General features: G+C 42.2%; 19 protein-coding genes. 7 read left to right on the plus strand and 12 right to left on the minus strand.

The features are described 5' to 3' along the window. The first annotated feature begins 49 nt into the window (after positions 1-49). Positions 50-934 (plus strand): lysophospholipid acyltransferase family protein, encoded by an 885-nt coding sequence (locus CJD36_RS02930; protein ID WP_105037600.1) that lies wholly within the window; start codon positions 50-52, stop codon positions 932-934. Between the two features lie 51 nt (positions 935-985). Here CJD36_RS02930 and CJD36_RS02935 read toward each other — a convergent pair whose 3' ends face one another. The 6 genes from CJD36_RS02935 to CJD36_RS02960 all read right to left on the minus strand — a co-directional run bounded on the left by CJD36_RS02935 (position 986) and on the right by CJD36_RS02960 (position 5108). After that, on the minus strand, positions 986-1354 hold the full coding sequence (locus CJD36_RS02935) for a hypothetical protein (RefSeq protein WP_105037601.1): 369 nt from the start codon (positions 1352-1354) through the stop codon (positions 986-988). A 100-nt stretch (positions 1355-1454) separates the two neighbouring features. Then, positions 1455-1850, minus strand: coding sequence for an RNA recognition motif domain-containing protein (locus CJD36_RS02940; protein WP_105037602.1), 396 nt, complete (start codon positions 1848-1850; stop codon positions 1455-1457). Positions 1851-2056: 206 nt separating this feature from the next. Then, positions 2057-2794: a LytR/AlgR family response regulator transcription factor gene (locus CJD36_RS02945; RefSeq protein ID WP_105037603.1), complete on the minus strand. Its 738-nt coding sequence runs from the start codon at positions 2792-2794 to the stop codon at positions 2057-2059. After that, positions 2787-3827 (minus strand): sensor histidine kinase, encoded by a 1041-nt coding sequence (locus tag CJD36_RS02950; RefSeq protein ID WP_105037604.1) that lies wholly within the window; start codon positions 3825-3827, stop codon positions 2787-2789. Before CJD36_RS02950 ends, CJD36_RS02945 begins: the two co-directional genes overlap by 8 nt. Positions 3828-4017: 190 nt before the next feature. Then, positions 4018-4314 carry a DUF4288 domain-containing protein gene (locus tag CJD36_RS02955; RefSeq protein WP_105037605.1) on the minus strand — a complete coding sequence of 99 codons (297 nt, stop codon included), beginning with the start codon at positions 4312-4314 and terminating at the stop codon, positions 4018-4020. A 35-nt stretch (positions 4315-4349) separates the two neighbouring features. After that, positions 4350-5108, minus strand: coding sequence for a LiaF transmembrane domain-containing protein (locus tag CJD36_RS02960; RefSeq protein ID WP_105037606.1), 759 nt, complete (start codon positions 5106-5108; stop codon positions 4350-4352). Positions 5109-5384: 276 nt separating this feature from the next. On the opposite strand from CJD36_RS02960, the gene CJD36_RS02965 reads away from it, so the two are divergent. The 4 genes from CJD36_RS02965 to CJD36_RS02980 all read left to right on the plus strand — a co-directional run bounded on the left by CJD36_RS02965 (position 5385) and on the right by CJD36_RS02980 (position 9737). Then, positions 5385-7442 carry a tetratricopeptide repeat-containing sensor histidine kinase gene (locus tag CJD36_RS02965; protein ID WP_105037607.1) on the plus strand — a complete coding sequence of 686 codons (2058 nt, stop codon included), beginning with the start codon at positions 5385-5387 and terminating at the stop codon, positions 7440-7442. Between the two features lie 59 nt (positions 7443-7501). Next, on the plus strand, positions 7502-8638 hold the full coding sequence (locus CJD36_RS02970; protein WP_105037608.1) for an acyltransferase family protein: 1137 nt from the start codon (positions 7502-7504) through the stop codon (positions 8636-8638). A 144-nt stretch (positions 8639-8782) separates the two neighbouring features. Beyond that, a complete protein-coding gene (locus CJD36_RS02975; protein WP_105037609.1) occupies positions 8783-8989 on the plus strand; it encodes a hypothetical protein in 207 nt (68 codons plus the stop codon). Between the two features lie 148 nt (positions 8990-9137). Beyond that, positions 9138-9737, plus strand: a complete 600-nt coding sequence (locus tag CJD36_RS02980) for a peroxiredoxin-like family protein (RefSeq protein WP_105037610.1) — start codon at positions 9138-9140, stop codon at positions 9735-9737. 78 nt (positions 9738-9815) lie between these two features. On the opposite strand, the gene CJD36_RS02985 is transcribed toward CJD36_RS02980, so the two are convergent. Further along, positions 9816-11093: a serine hydroxymethyltransferase gene (locus CJD36_RS02985; RefSeq protein WP_105037611.1), complete on the minus strand. Its 1278-nt coding sequence runs from the start codon at positions 11091-11093 to the stop codon at positions 9816-9818. Positions 11094-11276: 183 nt separating this feature from the next. Between CJD36_RS02985 and CJD36_RS02990 the strand changes: the two genes are divergently transcribed. Beyond that, entirely contained in the window at positions 11277-12530 is a 1254-nt protein-coding gene (locus tag CJD36_RS02990; protein WP_105037612.1) for a dicarboxylate/amino acid:cation symporter, read from the plus strand. Positions 12531-12715: 185 nt separating this feature from the next. Continuing rightward, positions 12716-14497, plus strand: coding sequence for an AMP-dependent synthetase/ligase (locus CJD36_RS02995; protein WP_105037613.1), 1782 nt, complete (start codon positions 12716-12718; stop codon positions 14495-14497). Between the two features lie 224 nt (positions 14498-14721). Here CJD36_RS02995 and CJD36_RS03000 read toward each other — a convergent pair whose 3' ends face one another. The 5 genes from CJD36_RS03000 to CJD36_RS03020 form a co-directional block, all read right to left on the minus strand. Continuing rightward, a complete protein-coding gene (locus CJD36_RS03000) occupies positions 14722-15003 on the minus strand; it encodes an HU family DNA-binding protein (RefSeq protein ID WP_105037614.1) in 282 nt (93 codons plus the stop codon). A gap of 290 nt (positions 15004-15293) precedes the next feature. Continuing rightward, positions 15294-15596, minus strand: coding sequence for a DUF4286 family protein (locus CJD36_RS03005; protein ID WP_105037615.1), 303 nt, complete (start codon positions 15594-15596; stop codon positions 15294-15296). A gap of 131 nt (positions 15597-15727) precedes the next feature. After that, positions 15728-16681: a ribosome small subunit-dependent GTPase A gene (rsgA, locus tag CJD36_RS03010; protein WP_105037616.1), complete on the minus strand. Its 954-nt coding sequence runs from the start codon at positions 16679-16681 to the stop codon at positions 15728-15730. 94 nt (positions 16682-16775) lie between these two features. Beyond that, positions 16776-18032 carry an ABC transporter permease gene (locus tag CJD36_RS03015; protein WP_240609282.1) on the minus strand — a complete coding sequence of 419 codons (1257 nt, stop codon included), beginning with the start codon at positions 18030-18032 and terminating at the stop codon, positions 16776-16778. 128 nt (positions 18033-18160) lie between these two features. Then, positions 18161-20260, minus strand: a complete 2100-nt coding sequence (locus tag CJD36_RS03020) for a hypothetical protein (RefSeq protein WP_105037618.1) — start codon at positions 20258-20260, stop codon at positions 18161-18163. Positions 20261-20508 lie beyond the last annotated feature (248 nt).

Raw genomic sequence — 20508 nt, forward strand, 5'->3', positions numbered from 1 at the left:
AATATAAGTTCCAACTTCTTTTATAATTTTGCCCAAAATCTGATATTACTTGGCTGCACTATTGTTTTATCTCATCCTTCCGTTCATTTATCTGCTATCTATACTGCCATTTCCTGTATTGTATGTGATATCGTATGGGGTTTACGGCTTGTTGTTTCATATAATAGGGTACCGTAAAGAAGTGGTGTTTGGTAATCTGCGCCGATCATTCCCCGATAAGAGCGAGGCTGAGATACAACAGATAGGTAAAGCTTTTTACCGTTACCTGTGCGATATGTTCATTGAAACATTTAAGACACTCACAATAAGCAAGAGGGCTATGCTGAAGCATTGCTACTTTGGGCCGGGGTCGCTGGAGTTGTTCAATAAACTAGCAGATGAGCAAAAGAGTGTGGTGCTGGTATTGGGCCACTATGGCAACTGGGAATGGGCGGGTAATACTTTCAGCCTGTTGTGCAAGCAGCAATTGTATGTGATCTATCATCCGTTGGCGAATAAGCAGTTTGATCAACTGATGTACGATATGCGGTCGCGTTTTGGTACGAAGCTCATTGAAATGAAGAACACTTTTAAGGAGATGTTGTCGAACAAAAGTGAGATCAATACTACTGCTTTCATTGCCGACCAGACACCATCTAATCAGAATGCTTACTGGACCACCTTCCTGCACCAGGACACACCAGTGTTCAGAGGTACGGAGATCATAGCCAAGAAGCTCAACAGAACTGTGGTGTATATGTCGATAGACAAGGTGAAGAGAGGGTATTATGAAATGAATGCCGAAGTACTCTGCGATCAGCCGGGGTCAACTATAGAAGGACAGATATCTGAAATGCATACCAAGCGCCTTGAAAAAGACATCATAGCCCACCCCGAAACATGGTTATGGTCGCACAGGAGGTGGAAGCATAAAAGGCCTGTGGAGGGTGCGTAGTGGTTCTTCGCAAGGTAGTGATTACAGGTGCTGCTTGGTGAGCAACAGTTGCTATTTATAATATGCCTCCGGCCAATCCTCTATCCGACCTATACTTTCAATGTAAGCTACTTTTCGGTTGTTGAAAACGATCACTACAAAACAATCAATGTTGCAGCTATTGCATTTCCCGTAGCAACACTCAGAAACTGTCGGCTCACTGGTTGACACAATTACATTTCCTTGTGCCCAGTCGTTATAAACAGGGGTGTCTTTGTCAAACCAAGGCATTGTGTCACCTAACTCATAAGTGTGGTCGTGAAATCTATCTGAGCCTGGTCCATCATAGCTTGAAGCAATGTGTGTCTGGCATCTGATAGTGCTGCAGTTGCCGCAATTGGGACACTGCGCAATAAGTACGATCCAATTAAAAGCACCCATGCGTGAGCGGTTGAACTACCCGGATAAGAGTTGTGTATAAATACAAAATACCACCTCCATAAAATAATACGGAGGTGGTATTTGATCTATTTAAATACTATTAGTAATTCCTATTAAAGTTGCTTTTGTAGCCGCCTTCGCTATTTGCATTATTGTATCCACCACTGTTGCCACCTGGTCTAGGGATTCTTGGCTTGAACGGACGGCCGCCAGGGCTTGTACCATAGGCAGGCTTTTGAGATCCACGGGTGTTAGTGCTTTGCTTAGCTTCCTTTACCGAAATAATGTTGCCTTCAAAATAGCTCATGTCCAGGTTGTCAATAGCATCCTGCGAGCATCCAAGGCTGCTCATTTCAACGAATCCGAAGCCACGGGACAGGCCTGTGGCGTTATCAAAGATCACTTTACTAGACATGATCTCACCAAACTCTGCAAATAGAATGCGGAGTGCTTCTGCGGTGGTTTCCGGGTTAAGATTTCCAACGAAAATGTTCATACGTTTATATAGATAAACTAATGGTTAGGTAAAAAAGTGTAAAAAAGAGTTACTTCAAATTTAACGCATTTTGCGCGTTAAATAAAATAAATAGCCTGATCTTTTTACAGATCAGGCCTCAAAATAAAGGAATAAACTACAATTAGAAAAGTGATTGGCGTTATAACTATTAGAAAATAGCACGAAACTGCGCAGATCATAGCTTTTTACCAACCCAAAACTGTCTTTAGCTTGGCCATTCCGCTTTTACTTACCAGTGCTTTTGCACCGCAATGCAGCAGTGCTACATGACTTTCCTTTTCATAAGGTTCAATTCTTGAGAGCTGACTTACCGGTATGAGGTAAGAACGGTGCACTCTTATAAACTGCTGCGGATCGAGCGACTGTTCGATATGCGATAGCGTGCTCTTTTTAAGGTAGGTGCCATCTTTGGTAACTATCTTCACATAGTCATCGCTGGCTTCAATATAGAAGATATCCTGTGCCGGGATGATGCGGATAAAACCATTATCCTTTACTACTATCCTGTGCTGATAACCTTCATTCACATTGTTTTCTATAATTGGGGCTACAGATGGCAACTTCTTGTCGGTAGCCTGCTGCAGCCATTTCTGCATAGCCTTGTCAAACCTGTCGCGGGTTACAGGTTTAAGAATATAGTCTATGGCATGTGTTTCAAATGCTTTCAGCGCATACTCATCAAATGCTGTAGTGAATATTACTGATGGGGGAGTGTCTAATAACTCCAGCATCTCAAACCCATTGACACGGGGCATTTGTATGTCCAGGAATATAAGATCAGGCTTTAGCTCTTGTATGGCCTTAAATCCTTCAAACCCGTCGGCGCACTCAGCAACTATTTCTATTTGGGTATAAGGTTGTAATAAAGAGCGGATCAGTTGCCTGGCCAGCTGTTCATCGTCTATAAGTATTACTTTATACATGGCTTTGTGGTATTTTCAGTATTGTCGTAAAATTTTGTTCGTCGTTGGTTGTTTCCAGCAGGTCGGTACGGGCATATAACAAATATAATCTTCTCCCTACACCCTTCAATCCAAATCCTGTTCCCTTAGGCGGCTGGAAATTACTGTCGAATGGGTTGGTTACTTTTAGCACCAGCATAGCATCGTCTTCCTTGATGTCGATATTGATCTGTACTTTTCCGGTCTTTCCATACAGGCCAAATTTTATGGCATTTTCCAGTATTGGCTGAAAAAGGAAAGGAGGTATGGTAGCCTTGTCGCTAAAGTCTTTGTCAAAAGAAATACTCAGACGGTCTCCGAATCGTACCGATTCGATAGCCAGGTAGGATTCGATGTATACAATTTCTTCATTTACTGATATGATATCTTCTCCTTCACGTTTTACCGACCCTCTTAGAAAATCAGATAATTTACCTATCATTTCCTGTGCTCTATCGGGCGATATCAACACCAACGCATTGATAGAATTAAGGCTGTTGTACAGAAAGTGTGGTTGTAACTGCTGTCTTAGCTTGAACAATTCCGCCTCTTTAAGCAGTTCCGCGGCGTCGTTATGTTGTTGAAACCGGTTGTTTATTGCCAGCATATTCTTCCGAAGCGCTGCATTGGTAGACATCCAGGTATAGAATGTGAGGATCAATATGAACCTGATGGGCAGTGTTGTGCGTAACCATGTGAAATAGGGTGCACTGTTGGCATCCTTCTTTACTATCCATGTAAGTAACTGAACTTCACCAAAGGTGGAAATAATGGCCAGCGCAATGGCAATAAGTACAGCGTAAGAGAAGAGGGTTACTTTAGTAGGGTAGGCCTTTATTAATAACAGTATGCTCCAGACCGAAAGGCTGATGGCCAGCATATTGCATACAGCATCATTAATGGCGATATTCCAGGTGAAACCAAAGATATCGTGCAATATAAACACGTGTTTTACCGCTCCAATGAGTGCAAGGATAGGTATAATAAAGTGAATATATTTAGTGAATAAACGCAAATTGAAAAATTAAAAGTCAAAACTAAAAAGTAAAAATCTTCATTTTCTTTGCTGCAAGACATAAACATAAATTAATGAATGTTTGGTCATCTGGCGCAGCTTTGTGAGGTGAACTAAAGTATACATTAAAAAGTAAAAACTGGAAGGCTCATCAACCGGTTTTTACTTTTTAACTTTAAGTTTTTACTTTTTAAGCTGTCCAGAGAGGAGCGGCTACCATTTCAGGCTCGTGTACCATGGAAAAGAGCAATCCACCATTTTTAAGTTCAATTGGCTGCAGGTCTTTTACAGCCAACATACGCCAGCAGATAGTGCGGCCATGCCTGTCTATAAAAGTAGCTTCTTCGCCCATGCCTGCTTTTCTTGCTTCCGTAAGTGCAGTATCTCTGCTTTCGGCATAGACCAGCCTCCACTGTTCTTCATATTGGTCTGTAGGCAGTCCTTCGCATTCTATTCTGTAAATGATCTGTGCTGTAAATGATTGCATATGTGTGTGTTTGAGTGGTTATGTGTGTTTTCAGTTTAATAAGATTTGATCTCTACATTGCCAAAGGAGCATGAACCGCGAAGGATGAGTGTCTTCTTAACTTCTGTATTTTGCGCTGTTTGTATGGTACGCTCGTCTTCTACATTGCCAAACGACGGGCTTATCTCGTTTTGTATATGCCAGTGAGATGGTACAATTATCTCTACACCACCAAATGACACCCGTAGATCTAATATTGCAGTGCCTTCAATATCAGCCTGCATGAAGTTCAGTTCACAACCTCCGAATGTTACGGATACGGTACCTCCTTTAAAGTCTTTGGAAGTAACCATTTCCTTTCTACCGCCAAAGGTGGTGTCTATATTCAGGTTGTTTTCGGCAGTTACAGAATTATTTACTTTGAAGTTGGGTGCACAACCTTTTCTTTTTGGTCTCAACGCTATAGCTAATCCGCCAATGATCAATGCCGCCGGCCATATATAATCGTTGTACTGCGGGTAATAGTCATCTATGAGGTTGGCGCCACCAATGATACAAAGTATCCACCATGCCGAATTTCGGAATCCGTTCTTTACACCTATTAATAAACCTACTATGATCATTATGAATGGCCATTCCGTCATCCAGTCGAACGGGATATGTAATGCCAGTTTCATTATCCATAGCAACCCAAGTATTGCCACCCCTATACCGAAGAAAGCTCTACCTTTCTGTCTGCGTTCAATATGTTCCTTCATTTGTTCCTGCCATTGCGGGTCGTTCCAATCACGATCTCTAAAATTACGTTTGCGCATATACTTTTATTATGACCCAAAAGTAGTTACAGCAAATTCCGTGCGAAAGTCTAATTAGGCGAAAAAAATATAAGGGTCGGTAAGCGGTCCATATTTGTCGGTGAGTACTGTAGTGGATAAATATTTATTTTATACATTTGGTAGTTTGCGCAAAAATGATCAATTCATAATATTAATTCTGCGAAATGATAAGAAGAATTTAATTAATTATATAAATAACTGAATTTGATAATTCGTACTTTTGCGCTGCCTTCGAAAACACACACATCACTTTCTATGATCCGAGACACACCATGTCGCAGGTTATCTGTTTATTTTTTTGCCTTTTTTTTAATACAGCTTGTTGTATTTACCTCCTGCAATTTTTCAAAAAAAGTAGCAGATAATTCCCGCTATTTCGACAGTGTACTGAATGCCGCAAATTCAAGATATGATGTTAAGCATATTGACCTGATTTGCTCATTTGTTGATTCGGCGTGGGATGCATTTCCCAATCGGGGTCCGCACGATATGTTTAAAAAATATCAATGGCGGTCATCAATATATTCCGGGTTATTCAACTATGCCGCTGCATTGCGAAATATAGATAGTGCCATTGGTTTTATTAACAGCGATCCTGAACGTTATAAATATGATTATGCTGAGGCGATGTTTGTAAAGGGTAATTTGTTGTTGAACCTAAATGAATATGATAAGTCTTTCAGGCAGTTATATAAAGGCAAACAGTTTGTAGAGCAGTATCTTGATACCTGCGCCTACGCCCGTTACAACAGTTGCCTGGCATCTGTATCTTTTATACAGAATAAGCCAAGGGAGGCCATCAAATATCTGCAGGAAGCATTTGATCAGGCCGGGAAGTGCAAGGAAACAGATTTTAAATGGGCATTTGGTGAGCGGCAAGGTGAGCTGGATAACATAGGTGTATGCTACGAGATATTGGGTATATATGATACTGCTATTATCTATTACAACAAAGCACTTAGATTTATTGATAGTAATGAGCATAGATTTCCAAAAGAGAAAGATGATATAAGGGTCTGCAGGGCCGTAATAAAAGGAAACCTTGGTGGCGTATATGTTAAAAACGGCAATCTCAAAGAGGCCGAAGCATTGCTAAAAGAAAATATTGCTGAGAACGACAGACACGAAAGTAATAGCCAGGACGCAAGGCTCACATTAATGAAACTTTCCCGTCTTTACATGAAACAGGGACGGTTCAACGAAGCATTCAAAATAGTGACGGATGTGCGCCGCCAGATGGATACGATACAAACAACCGATGAGATTACCTGGCTGAAACTAGCGGCTGATTATTATGACACAACAAATGATGTTGTACATGCATATCCGTTGTTTAAAAAGTTTATATCATTAAGAGATTCGGGCGAAGCTACCAGAAAAGAGCTGCCGGGGGCCGATTTCAATAAGACCTTTGATCACCTGGACCAGGCGGTAGAGATAGCCTCACTGAAAAAAGAAAAGACCTACGCCAACAGAGTACTATTTGTTTCTGTAGTACTATCTGTAATGGCCATAATTATCATATACCTGGTATGGAATAACTATCGCCAATCTAAACAGAATCTGGAGCGCCAGAAAACCCTGAACAAGCAGATAAGCACATACAATGTAACTATGCAGAAAACATTGAATGCACTGGAGCAAAGTCAGCAGAACAATACCCGGATGATGAGGGTAGTAGCCCATGATCTGCACAACCCTGTATCTGCAATGGTAAGCCTTATAGACCTGCTACGCGATGGTGACTATGATGAAGAGCAACAAGAAATGTTCCAGATGCTGGCAACATCAGGAACCAATGCACTGAAACTGATAGGCGATATATTACATGCCAAGCCGGCTATGGATATGGAGCGGTTGGAGCTGAGTGAGCTGCTTACCTATAGTGTAGGCTTAATGCAATACAGGGCCAATGAAAAGAATCAATCTTTAATACTACATGTAGTACCTGTCACGGTAATGGCCGATCGTGAAAAAATATGGAGGGTGATCAACAACCTGATCGTGAATGCCATAAAGTTCAGCTATGAAGGCAAGTCTATAGAAGTAACGCTGCAAAAGAAGGGTGATGTTGCTTTGTTAAGCGTGAAAGATGAAGGTGTGGGTATGTCTCCAATACTAAGTGGTGAAATTTTTCAGCATTTTGCATTGGGTGGAAGAGCGGGAACGTCCGGGGAAGAATCCTTTGGCTTGGGCTTGTCTATTTCCAAACAGATCATAGATGCGCATGGTGGGAAGATATGGTTTGAATCGGCAGTAGGAAAGGGCACTACTTTTTATGTGGAACTGAAGTTAGTTGGAGATGAAATTTAATTGCTCCTTATGTCTTTTGTGCCGGTGGCAACAGTTACATTTATACACAATAATTTTCAATGCCTTTAGTTACTGATGCCTCCCGATCAGATCTTAACATAAAACGCTTGCCCGCACTGGATATGCTCAGATGTGTGGCAATAATCATAGTATTTTTCTGGCATTACCACCAATATGGCAGCCCTTCATGGGTCGCCGCTGTGGGCAGGTTCGGATGGAGTGGTGTTGATCTCTTCTTTGTACTCAGTGGCTTTCTAATTGGTAGCCAGTTGATGCAGGAAGCCGCAAAAGGAAACGGCATCCGTTTCAAAGATTTTTACCTTCGAAGAGCATTCCGTATCCTGCCCTCGTTCCTTCTGGTGCTGGGCATTTATTATTTTGTACCACAGTTCAGAGAAAGAGAAGGGCTTGCACCCTTATGGCGATACCTCACCTTTACGCAGAACTTTGGCCTTGATCTGAGAACCAACGGCACGTTCTCCCATGCCTGGTCTTTGTGCATAGAAGAGCAGTTCTATTTGTTTCTCCCGTTGTTGTTATTATTCGTATCTACCCTCAGGCTGAACAAACTGGTGCCGTGGCTGTTGTTGGGCATATTTTTATCAGGGTTTGTACTGAGATATTACAGCTGGACGCACTTTGTGGCACCGGCGATCAATACCGAACAAAACGGAGGTATTGAATACTATCGATACATCTATTACCCCACCTACAACAGGCTCGACGGTTTGCTGGCGGGTGTCACTATTGCAGCGATCATGAAGTTTCGTCCGCTATTGTGGAAAGGCCTGAATCGTTTTGCAAACCTTATACTTGCAGGCGGACTGTTCCTTCTTGGGTATGCCTATATCATGTGTGCCGATAAGGTTAGTCTAAAGGTTGCTGTGTTTGGTTACCCGTTGGTATCTGTTGCATATGGTTTGATAGTATTGGCCGCAGTGAGCACAGAAAGTGTATTGTCAAGAATTCGTACCCCATTATTCGGCCTGCCTTCTACGTTGGCCTACTGCATTTATCTCACCCACAAACAGCTAAATCATATTGTAAGAAGGGCATTAAGTGATAAAATTGATGACGAGGGAAATCTTATGTTTTTGATTTGTATCGTAGTTGGAATTGCTGGTGGTTGGCTGCTGCACAGTGCAATAGAAAAGCCATTTTTATTGTTGAGAGATAAAATATTAAAACAGAAATAAATATTATATATAACAAACTTATGCATGAGTTATCCACATTGTTGGAAAGGCTGGATGCAGGAGATACTGTTTTACCAAAAAAATGGTACTTTGCAGTATAAAAATACGTTAACCAGAAAAGCTAACCTTTAAAAATCAAACAAAATGGACACAAGTAAAATGATCAAGGCATATTGCCTTAAGACTAAAGAAAAGAATGTACCTATGCAAGATGCGGTTATCACAAAGACTGCAAAGGGTGGTTTTATGGCTGGTGGACATGATGGTAAAGGAAACAAAATGGCTGCTATCATGAGCGAAGCTAAAGCTATGCAAGCTATAGCTGATGGCGTTGCTACTAAAGGATTCTAATCTAAACATTGCAAAGATACTAGTCCCTGTTCCTGCAAAGGAACAGGGACTTTCTTTTTTTAGACATTGTCGGCCACATTACATTCTAAGAAATGGCACCTAGGTAATTTTGATTGGTAATTAAATTATCAACCAAATCAACACGAAAATGAACAAGTTTAAAGCGTTATTTTTTATAAGTCTGGCAGCCGTGGGTTTTGCCAATCTGTCCTTTGCTCAAACAGTGACATCCGGGCAACTAAAAGTGGGTAGCACAGCTCCCTCCTTTACAGCAAAAGATTATAGAGGTAGAAATGTAGACCTGAAGGCAATGACGCAAAAGGGGAAAGTAATATTGGTATTCTATCGCGGACAATGGTGTCCTTACTGCAACAGATATCTCAGTTCGTTGCAAGATAGTATGCAGTTGATAGCGGGCAAGGGTGCTACAGTAGTAGCAATTTCGCCGGAGATGCCCGATAATGCCGAGAAAACTGCCGCCAAGACAAAAGTGTCTTTTCCGATAATCTCAGATGCAGGCAACAGGTTATTGAAAATGTATAAGACCGGTTATACTCTAGAGGATGCTACATTAAAGCAATACAAAGCCTATGGTATTGATCTTAGTAAAGCCAATGGCAATAATGAAAATATGTTGCCTGTTCCCGCAACGTACATCATTGATCAGAATATGAAAATTTCGGCTGTTTTCTATGATGCCGATTATAGAAACAGACCATCAGTCAGGCAATTGGTGAATGAGCTATAAATTCAGAGTGGTTAAAAATGTGAAGGGTGTCCTGTTTCTACAGGACACCCAATTATTTTTAGATAATGTTATTATTCCTTACAGTTCAGGGTAAAGCGGGAAGCTTTTCATGTATTCGTTCACTTCGCCCTTAACAGTTGCCAATGTAGTTTCGTTATCGGCATCCATCAATACGCGGTCTATCCAGTTTACGATCTGTGGCATGTCTGTTTCCTTCATGCCACGGGTAGTTACTGCAGGCACACCCACTCTTATGCCCGATGTAATGAATGGAGACTTGTCATCAAACGGTACCATGTTCTTATTGATGGTGATATCAGCCTTTACCAACGTATTTTCAGATTTCTTGCCGCTAATGCCCTTATTGCGGAGGTCTATAAGCAGAAGGTGATTGTCAGTGCCGCCCGATACAATGTCATATCCCTTGCTGTTAAATGCTGTTGCCAATGCCTGCGCATTGCTGATCACCTGCTTTGCATAAGTTGTAAATCCGTCAGACAATATCTCATGAAATGCTACTGCCTTGGCTGCAATAACGTGCTCCAGCGGACCGCCCTGTGTGCCGGGGAATACAGCCAGGTCTATCATCTGGCTCAGCATACGTGTTTCGCCTTTAGGGCCTTTTACGCCCCATGTGTTCTCAAAATCATTACGCATCATTATCAAACCTCCACGAGGGCCACGTAAAGTTTTGTGTGTAGTTGTTGTTACAAAATGGCAATGATCGAATGGATCGTTAAGAATGCCCTTGGCAATTAGGCCTGCAGGGTGAGAAATATCCGCCATTACCAATGCGCCAACCTTGTCGGCGATAGCTCGGATACGAGCATAATCCCAATCGCGGCTGTAAGCCGATGCGCCACAGATGATAAGCTTAGGCTTATGTTCGTTGGCTTGCTTTTCCATCATGTCGTAATCTACAAGTCCGGTTTCTTTATGAACACCGTAATGAACTGCTTTATACAACTTTCCGGAGAAGTTAACCGGTGAACCATGTGTAAGATGCCCGCCCATGCTTAGATCAAGGCCAAGGATCGTATCACCCGGTTGTAACAGTGCAAGCATTAACGCTGCATTGGCCTGTGCGCCACTATGTGGCTGCACATTGGCATAAGTAGCACCAAATATTTCCTTGACCCTGTCTATTGCCAGCTGTTCACTTTTATCTACTACCTCACAACCGCCATAATAGCGTTTCCCAGGATATCCTTCAGCATATTTGTTGGTCATAACACCACCCATCGCCTGCATTACCTGCAGACTGGTGAAGTTTTCAGAGGCTATCAATTCCAGTCCGTGGCGCTGGCGTTGCAGTTCTTCATTTATGAGGTCAAATATGGCGGTATCTCGTGTCATGTCTTGAATTTTTGCGCAAAGGTAATTGTTTAATGGCGCAATCACTCAATGGCATTACGGTAAGCTTATTACTTTATTGTTGACACTTAAGAATGAACTTGCCTGATGTCACACACAAAACAGTAGGCTTTGTCGAATTGTCAAATTGCCGAATTGGCTCATTAATTCTTATTTTGCAGGTCAATGACAGCTACTACTAAAAACAATCGCTTTACATTATATATAATCATTGCCATGGCATTGGGTATAGCTCTCGGGTTTATACTCAATACCAATATAGAAAGCAAGGCTATTGCGGCACCCGATAAGGTGCTGGAGCCATTCGCTCTGGCGGCAGATGTATTCCTGCGATTGATAAAGATGATCGTATCGCCGCTTGTTTTTACCACTCTTGTAGTAGGTGTAGCCAAGCAGGGTAATATAAACGCGGTAGGCAGAATAGGGGGCAAGACAATGCTTTGGTTTGTATGTGGCTCATTGCTAAGCCTGGTGCTAGGTATGGTGCTGGTCAATTTTTTCAGGCCGGGTGAGGGTATGAACCTGCCAATGCCTACAGAGTTACCTGGCTCTATCGCCCATGCGTCACTCAATTTGAAAGACTTTGTGTACCACATATTCCCGACCAGCATTTTTGAGTCGATGGCTAAAAATGAGATACTACAGGTAGTAGTGTTCTCTCTATTCTTTGGGGTGGCCGCCGCCGGCGTTGGTGAGAAGGCCGATATTGTTATAAAGATGCTTGACTCTGCCGCACACATCATATTGAAAATGACCGGCTACATCATGAATCTTGCTCCTATAGCGGTGTTTGGCGCAATGACCAATGTTATTGCCAGGCAAGGATTAGGTATACTGGGTACCTTCTCTAAATTTATTGGTGAGTTTTACCTCGGGCTTTTTATACTGGCAGCATTATTGTTGTCTGTAGCCTATCTGTTTATCAGGCAGCGTGTTTTTACAATGCTCAGGCACATAAAAGAACCTGCGCTTATAGCCTTTTCCACCAGTAGCAGTGAGGCCGCTTTTCCTAAGCTAATGATGGAACTGGAACGTTTCGGATGTGATGAGAAGATAGTGAGCTTTGTATTGCCATTGGGTTACTCTTTTAATCTCGATGGGTCAATGATGTACATGACCTTTGCATCCTTATTCATCGCCCAGACCTATGGCATACATCTGGATACCGGCACGCAGATAAGTATGCTGCTGGTGTTGATGTTGACCAGTAAGGGCATAGCGGGCATTCCACGTGCATCACTGGTAGTAATAGCAGGTACTCTGGCTACGTTCAAGATACCCGAGGCTGGCCTTGCGCTGCTGCTGGGCATAGATCCATTGTTAGATATGGGCCGCTCTGCTATGAATGTGGTAGGTAATAGTATTGCCACAGTTGTTGTTTCAAAGATGGAAGGGCAGCTGAAGAATGGGACAAATTGATCATTCTGCAACGTCAAATAGATTGAGTGAATGGTACAATAGATTTGTACAACATCAACAATTTAATACGCCCCAGATAAAACTTAGAGTCAATAACAGCCTCATCGATATGTTCACGGTAAAATCATTTGTAGAATCATTTTAGAAATCAGTACGCTATTGGGATAATTTTTTTAAATTAGCTAATGATTCAGCGTCTTTTTGATATTGTGGAACTGCGCAGCAAGCAGGCTCCTGATGCAGTAATGCTAGCGGCTAAAGAGAATGGTGCGTGGCGCACTTATAGCTGCAAAGATGTGTGGGATACTTCGGTAAGTTTATCTGCCGGTCTGTTGGCGCTAGGTCTTGCTAATCTTGAGCTGACTGCTGAAAAGCAGGAGAAGATAGCCATAGTTTCTCCTAATAGGCCTGAATGGGTTATGACCGATATTGGTGCCCAGCTTACGGGTGGGGTATTAACACCCATCTATCCTACCATCAGCCCCGATGAAATAACTTATGTGCTGAATGAGGCAGAGGCTAAAATAGTATTTGTAGCCAATGCAGATATATACGAACGATTTAAAAGCGCATTTGCAGCTCTACCTAATCTTAAATATGTTTTCTCATTTGATGAGATACACGGTGTGCGCAATTGGAAAGAACTACTTGTGCCCAATGCTGTGCCAGATGAAGGTGTCATCAGCCGCATAATGCCTGAAACTCTTGCTACCATTATCTATACTTCAGGTACTACAGGTAACCCTAAGGGTGTAATGCTAACGCATAGGAATATTGCCAGCAATGTGCAGGACTCTATGCCGGCATTTACTTTTGCAGATAATGGTAGCAAGGCATTGAGCTTTTTGCCCCTGAATCACATTTTCGAGCGCATGGTTACCTACATCTACCTGCAAGCGGGTGTGAGTATCTATTATGCTGAAAGCATGGATACGATCGGCTTAAATCTTAAAGAAGTAAAGCCACTGGTATTTACCACCGTTCCCCGACTATTGGAGAAGGTATACGAACGTATCATGAATACGGGTATGGAGTTAACCGGCATAAAAAAGGCTATGTTCTTCTGGGCGTTGGGATTGGGTAAACGGTACGATAACCACATCAAAGGTAACCCTTGGTATCAGCTGCAACTGGCTATAGCCAATATGCTGGTATTCAGTAAGTGGAGAGAAGCACTAGGTGGTAATGTAAAGGCTATAGTAGTGGGTAGTGCGGCAACTCAGGAGCGACTGGTACGCATATTTACCGCAGCTAAGATCGTTATCATGGAAGGATACGGGCTTACCGAAACATCGCCAGTGGTATCTGTAAACAGGTATGAAAGCGAGAATAGAAGGGTTGGTACTATTGGCCCGCTTATACAGAATGTACAAGTGATATTGGCTGAAGATGGAGAGATCCTCACTAAGGGTGCCAACGTCACATCAGGGTACTTCAAGCATCCAGAATTGCATGATGCGGCGTTTGACAGTGATGGCTGGTTTCACACCGGTGATATAGGTACGTGGGTAGATGGCCGATTCCTTAAAATAACTGACAGAAAGAAGGAGATATTCAAAACATCGGGCGGTAAGTATGTAGCGCCACAGGTTGTTGAAAATAAGATGAAGGAAAGTCCATTCATTGAGCAGATGATGGTAGTAGGAGATGGTCAGAAATTTGTGAGCGCGCTTATAGTTCCGTCGTTCGCTCAACTGCGCAAATTCCTTCGCGATAACAACCCAGATATCATTATCCCCGAGAAGAACGAAGAACTGATTAAGATGAAAGAAGTGCTGGCGCAAATGCAAAAGCAAGTGGACAAATTCAATCCTATGTTCAGCCATCCCGAGCAGGTGAAGAAGATCGCACTACTGGCGAATGAATGGACCATTGATACCGGCGAACTAACACCGTCGCTGAAGATAAAGCGTAAAGTAATTATGCAGAAGTATGCCGCTCAGGTAGCATATCTATATGCTGAATAATAGGCGACAGATCATAGTTGAGGAAGGCGATTGTTATTTAATGACAATCGCCTTTTTTTATGCTCAAGGAAATTTATCCAATGGAATTTTGCTGGTAACATCTTATTCATAGATTTGACAACTTTCTAAAAAGTTGTCAAATCTGATCTGGTAATTGGAGGCTGATAAAATAGAAAAGGGGAAATCAACATAATTGATTTCCCCTTTTCTATGATAATACAAAATTACTTTTTGCTAGCGATCTTAGTTGAAAACTCCTTACCAGCTTTGAACTTAGGAACTTTACGTGCCTTGATCTTGATAACAGCACCAGTCTGAGGATTGCGGCCATTACGTGCAGCGCGCTCAGATACAGAGAATGTACCGAAGCCTACCAATGTTACGCGATCTCCTTTCTTAAGAGTAGTAACAACTGCATTCATGAAAGAATCCAGACATTCGTTAGCCTGCGTCTTAGTTACGCCAGCATCTTTCGAAATTTTGTCAATTAATTCTGCTTTGTTCATAACGTTTGCTTTTTGAGATAAAATGATTTTGTTTGAGTGTTATGACAAAAATACTCACCTTTCCAACACTACCAAATATTTAATAAAATAAATTTTAGCTAAACCCTTGCCTGTTGCCGCTTCTACTACTTTTTGCCAGCCCCGTTTGTTAACGGATAATTTTGCAAATTCCTCTGAAAGTGGCCACAGTGGCTGTTTTTGGCTGTTTTTGTGCGTGTTTGTCGTAAATGTGCGCGATTTTATAAGTTAATTGTTGGTTATATGGCCATTTCTGTAGATGATTATTTTTTTCAGATCACCTCCATAATAGTGCGGAAAGCAACAAATTTTCCTCCGAAAGCCTTGTTGGCCCGCTCACGCATAATAGTAGCATATTCATCAATATACTTGTTGTATTCGGCCATGCTGTTGCAAAAATACTGGGCAACAAATGTGGCTCCGTCTTCTTCCTGTTGTTCCAGCAGGCGACACAGTTTGGCATCTGTAAAAAGGCCGGTGGCCAGCAGTTCAGGTATATGTATACCTTTCATCCAGGTTACCCAATTGGCAACTACATCGTGTTCTACTTTGATGGTTACGTTATAGATTATCATAAAAATTAAAAACTAAAAAGTAAAAAATTAAAAGATTGTTGTTGTTATCTCTTTTTAAGGTAGTCGTCCGGTTTGGTTATGATAAGAAGAAATGTGGTGAGCTCTTTTGAGTTTTTACTTTTAAGTTCTCACTAATATTTATCCTCAATACTATCCAATATTCCCCTATAGCTTATGTATCTGTCATCAGATATTTCACCTTGCTCTACAGCCTCTATTATAGCACATCCCGGCTCGTTCACATGCAGGCAGTTGTTGAACTTGCAGTCATTGATCCTTGCGCGCATTTCGGGGAAATAATGGGATAGTTCCTGTTTTTCAAAGTCTATCAACCCAAACTCTTTTACACCCGGCGTATCAATGATACGGCCACCACCCGGAAGGTCAAAAATTTCTGCGAAGGTAGTAGTATGTTGCCCCTTACCACTCCAGCCCGATACCTGTTGTGTCTTAATAGACTTGCCAGGAATAAGTTGGTTAATAAGTGTACTCTTACCCACGCCAGAGTGGCCGCTGAATAGGGTAGTCCGGTCTTTTAGTCTGTCTTTCAGCGCGGCTAGTGTCTCAGGTTGTGTAGCTATTACAGGGTAAATGTCATAACCTGCGCGCACATAAATTTCTTTCCATTGCTCCAGTATAGCTACGTGCTTTGGCTTAAGTATGTCGGTCTTGTTTACAGCTATGATGGCAGGTATATGATAGGCTTCAGCAGTTATCAAAAATCGGTCTATAAAGCCGGTAGACGTGCGTGGGTCATTGATCGTTACAACGAGCAATGCAAAGTCTAGATTGGACGCTATTATGTGCTTCTGGTTCTTGTTATGTGGCGATACGCGGACAATGTAATTGTTGCGGTCTTTGACCAGTTTTATCTGGGCTGTCTTTACATCTTCATCCTCCACGTCAAATATTACCCTGTCACCAACTGCTATTGGGTTAGTCGATGAGATGTTCTCATCAATCTTCATTTTTCCCTTTATACGGGCTTTCCAGAATGTCTGCTCATCGTCTTGCACAATATACCAGCTACCGGTAGATTTATATACCAGTCCCTCTTTCTCTACAGCATTTATATCATTGCTCATTCTGTTGTTCCTGTATACATTTTAAAACACACTTGGCCATTTCGCGAATAGGAAAGGTTTTGACTTTTTACTTTTAAGTTTTGACTTAGCAAGGCTATTCATATCTGAGCGCCACAATAGGATCGAGTTTTGATGCTTTTATAGCAGGGTATATACCTGAAATTACACCAACAATAGCACACAGGCCTACGCCAAGCAATATCCATAGCCAGGGTACTACAAAGCCTACATGGAAGATGAGCCCGACTATGTTACCCATCAGCACACCCACTATCACACCTGCAGCACCACCCATCAGGCTGATCAATACCGCTTCGGTAAGGAACTGTCCCCTAATGTAGGAAGAACGCGCACCCAATGCCTTACTAACGCCGATCTCACGAGTTCGTTCAGATACCGACTCCAGCATTATATTCATCAATCCAATAATAGAATTAAGCAAGGTAATAATGCAAATAACTATAGCCGCAACTTGTATATAGGTAGTATTTTCTATCACCATATTCACCAGGTCGCTGTTTTGTGCTATGCTGAAGTTGTTCTCTGTATTGAGTGGCAGTCTGCGTATTACCCTGAAGATACCTTCGGCTTCTTCCGCGGCAAATGCTTTCATACCTATCATGGGTACCGATACGCTGATGAGGTAAGAGTTCTCTCCGCCATATATCTGCCTTGCGGTGTTCAACGGTATGATCACATTGTTGTCGCTGTTCATGAACATGCTCGACCCTTTCGACGCCATTATGCCAATAACCTTGCACCTTATACCACCAATAGTTACTTCTTTATCTATGGCGCTCGCCATGCGGTTCTTAAACAGTTTTTTTGCAACGCCATCGCCAAGCATGCATACATAAGTGCCCGACTGCACCTCGCTTGCAGTAAAGTTTCTGCCGGCAAATAATTTGGTGTCATTTACTGCCAGGTATGCTTCATCGGCTCCTGTTATATTGGTATTCGGATTTGTCTTTTCACTACCGTATACCACCGTGGCTATCTGGCTACCACTCATAGATATTCCTACTGTAGCCGGAAATTTATATCGTTCCTTAAACAGCTTTGCCTCGGTATAGGTAATGCTCGATCCCTCTGTATAAGATATGTTTACACCGCCATTATGTCTCTTTTTCTTTATCACATCGCTGGTCAGCTGGAAGCTGTTTACCCCCATGCTACTGAAACTGGAGCTGATGGCTACTTTCATTACCTGTATGCCCGTAAGAATGCCTACAAGTGCGGTAATGCCCAATCCAATTACCGCAATGGTTATGCCCGACCGCAACTTATTAGTGCTTATAGCCCTAAGGGCAAGAATGATGTTGAACAGCAGGTTACGCATACGTTGTGCCAAAGGTAGTCAATTCAGCTATTTGATAATTCGACAATTTAGCTATCAATCGATTCAGAAATTAGGGACAATATCAATATTTCTCGGCATGTTCTCTCTCTCTCTCTCTCTCTCTCTCTCTCTCTTCTGAATTATTTCTTCGCCTTCTTCCTCAGCTTCTCAGCAAACTCATCCTTTACAGTATAGCCCACGCTCCTGGCCATCTGAACATATTTATAGGCCGCAGCGGCGTTGCCTACAGAATCGTAGGCTACTGATAGGTTGTAAGATGCCGATTGCTGTATTTCTTTCGATGGCATTTTTACTGCTGTTTCCCAGTCTTCAATGGCCAGTTTCATTTTGTTCTTGCTAAACTCCGCTACGCCGCGATAGAAATAGTAATAGGGGTTCGACGTGCTTATCTTCAATAATACATTGTATTGCAGTATGGCTGCATCGTTTTGGCCTGCCTGCACACTCTTAAATGCGGTCTCAGCATAGGTCTTTTCCACAGTTGTGTTATACCGTAGCGCTTGTATATATTGCTTAAATGCATTGATACTATCGCCGGTTCGGGTGAAGTTCAATGAACTGTCCAGGTGCACTTGGAACTGAGGGTCAATAGGTCTGTTGGTGGCATTTACCGGAATCATTCCTCCCGCAGTGCCGCTTTTCAATAGGTTGATCTGGTCGATTTTAGCATTTACTCTTTTGTCATTCATGTGCAGGGTCACCAACACGTTGTAGTTATCCATGGCTTTGTCTAATTCGCCTTTATCGAAATAGTAGTTGCCCAGCCATTTGTAGGAAAGCAATGCACGGTATGGATATTTGGCTATCGCATCGGACAGCAGTGTTTCTGCATCGTGCCATACAAAGGTGCGCTCATAGCACAGTTTACCGAGCAGCACTGAAGCTACCAATACTGTTGCAATAATTATCTGTTTAAATGATGGTGCTTTTTTTGTGAGCTGAATTATTGACATTATCAGAAGGAGCAAAAGGCCAATATAAGTTGCGTTGGAATATTCGTTCAACGAAAGAGAAAAACGCTCGTAGCACAGCTTGATCAGTATTGCAGAATATGCTGTGGCCGCAACACTAATTATCCACTTTTTAGATGGGATTATCCTTATGGCTTCGTTTATTAAAAAGGCCAATAAGAAAAGCAATCCTATATACGCTACATATGAATACCTGTCTGACATGATAGCTGCGCCAACTGATATGAATTGCAATACAAACATCACATTCACCACAAAGAACCCTATGCCAAAAGCAACCACAGGGAAGTATTCCCTGTATGTCTTCCAGGTGATGACCAATGGAAGCGTTACAAAAGCAATAGATATGAACGGTGCCAGGTAAAATATAGAAGGCAGATACCCCGATGTAAACCTGTAGGGATAAGGGTAGAAGGTAGACAGGTAAGTAGGGTTAAACAGCTTGGACAGGTACATAACAAAGCCATAAGAGGCATACATGAACCGCTCTTGTATACTTAGTGTGCTGAACGCAGCCACGGCCCCTGTCTTATTCTGAGTATAAAATGCAAAGCCGCCGCATAAAAGAGATATGGCAAAGAAGATGACCTTTTCAAGCACCAGTTTCTGTGAAAATTTCCTTTTGGCCAGCACATCTATACAAAGCAGCGACATAGGGAACACTACCGCCATAGGCTTAGAAAGGCAGGATGCAATAAATGCCAGCAGCGTTAACCAGTACCATTTCTTATGGCCCTCATTAATAAACCTGAGGTAGGCGAGCAACCCTAACACGTAAAAGAATGCATAGAGTACGTCTTTACGTTCGGCGATCCAGGCTACAGACTCCACGTGCATCGGGTGTATGCCGAACCACAAGGCGCCAAAACCGGCTATGAAGAGTTTACCCTTATCAGATACCTTTATTAGTGAACAGAGCCCCCAGAAAAGAAAGAAAACCAATACTACGTTGGCAATGTGTATGAATATACTGGTGAGGTAGTAAGATTCTGGATTGAGGCCCGAGAAGTAATAGTTGAATGCCAGCGATAGCATACAAAGCGGGTGGTAGTTGTTCTTCGTGATGTCTTCGGTGAAGATCACCTTCAGGTTATCCCACGTCAATGCCTTTATGTATGGGTCATTGGTTACATAGTAATCATCATCCCAATTGGTAAACTGGTTATGCCGGGTATAACTAAAGCAGATAAAAGTAACAATACATAGGACGGCTATAATTATCGCCTTCTTATTAAACAGAGCATTCATTGAACTGGATTTACTTGTCGCGAACCAAATTTAATAACTAATAATAAACTGCCACTAATTTTATTGTCAACTATTAATGCAATACTTGTAGGGGCTGAGCTTACCCCCGCACGGCACCGGGGTGTATTTGTTTACTACTCACTCAAACGATCCTTATTTTCCTTTTATCCTGACCATCCGGATTCAGACAAACTGCGAAGACAAAAAAGAGGCGGGCACCGCCCGCCTCTTTTCAAACTAAATTTAAT

The organism is Flavipsychrobacter stenotrophus (assembly GCF_002954265.1).
Classification (GTDB): domain Bacteria; phylum Bacteroidota; class Bacteroidia; order Chitinophagales; family Chitinophagaceae; genus Flavipsychrobacter; species Flavipsychrobacter stenotrophus.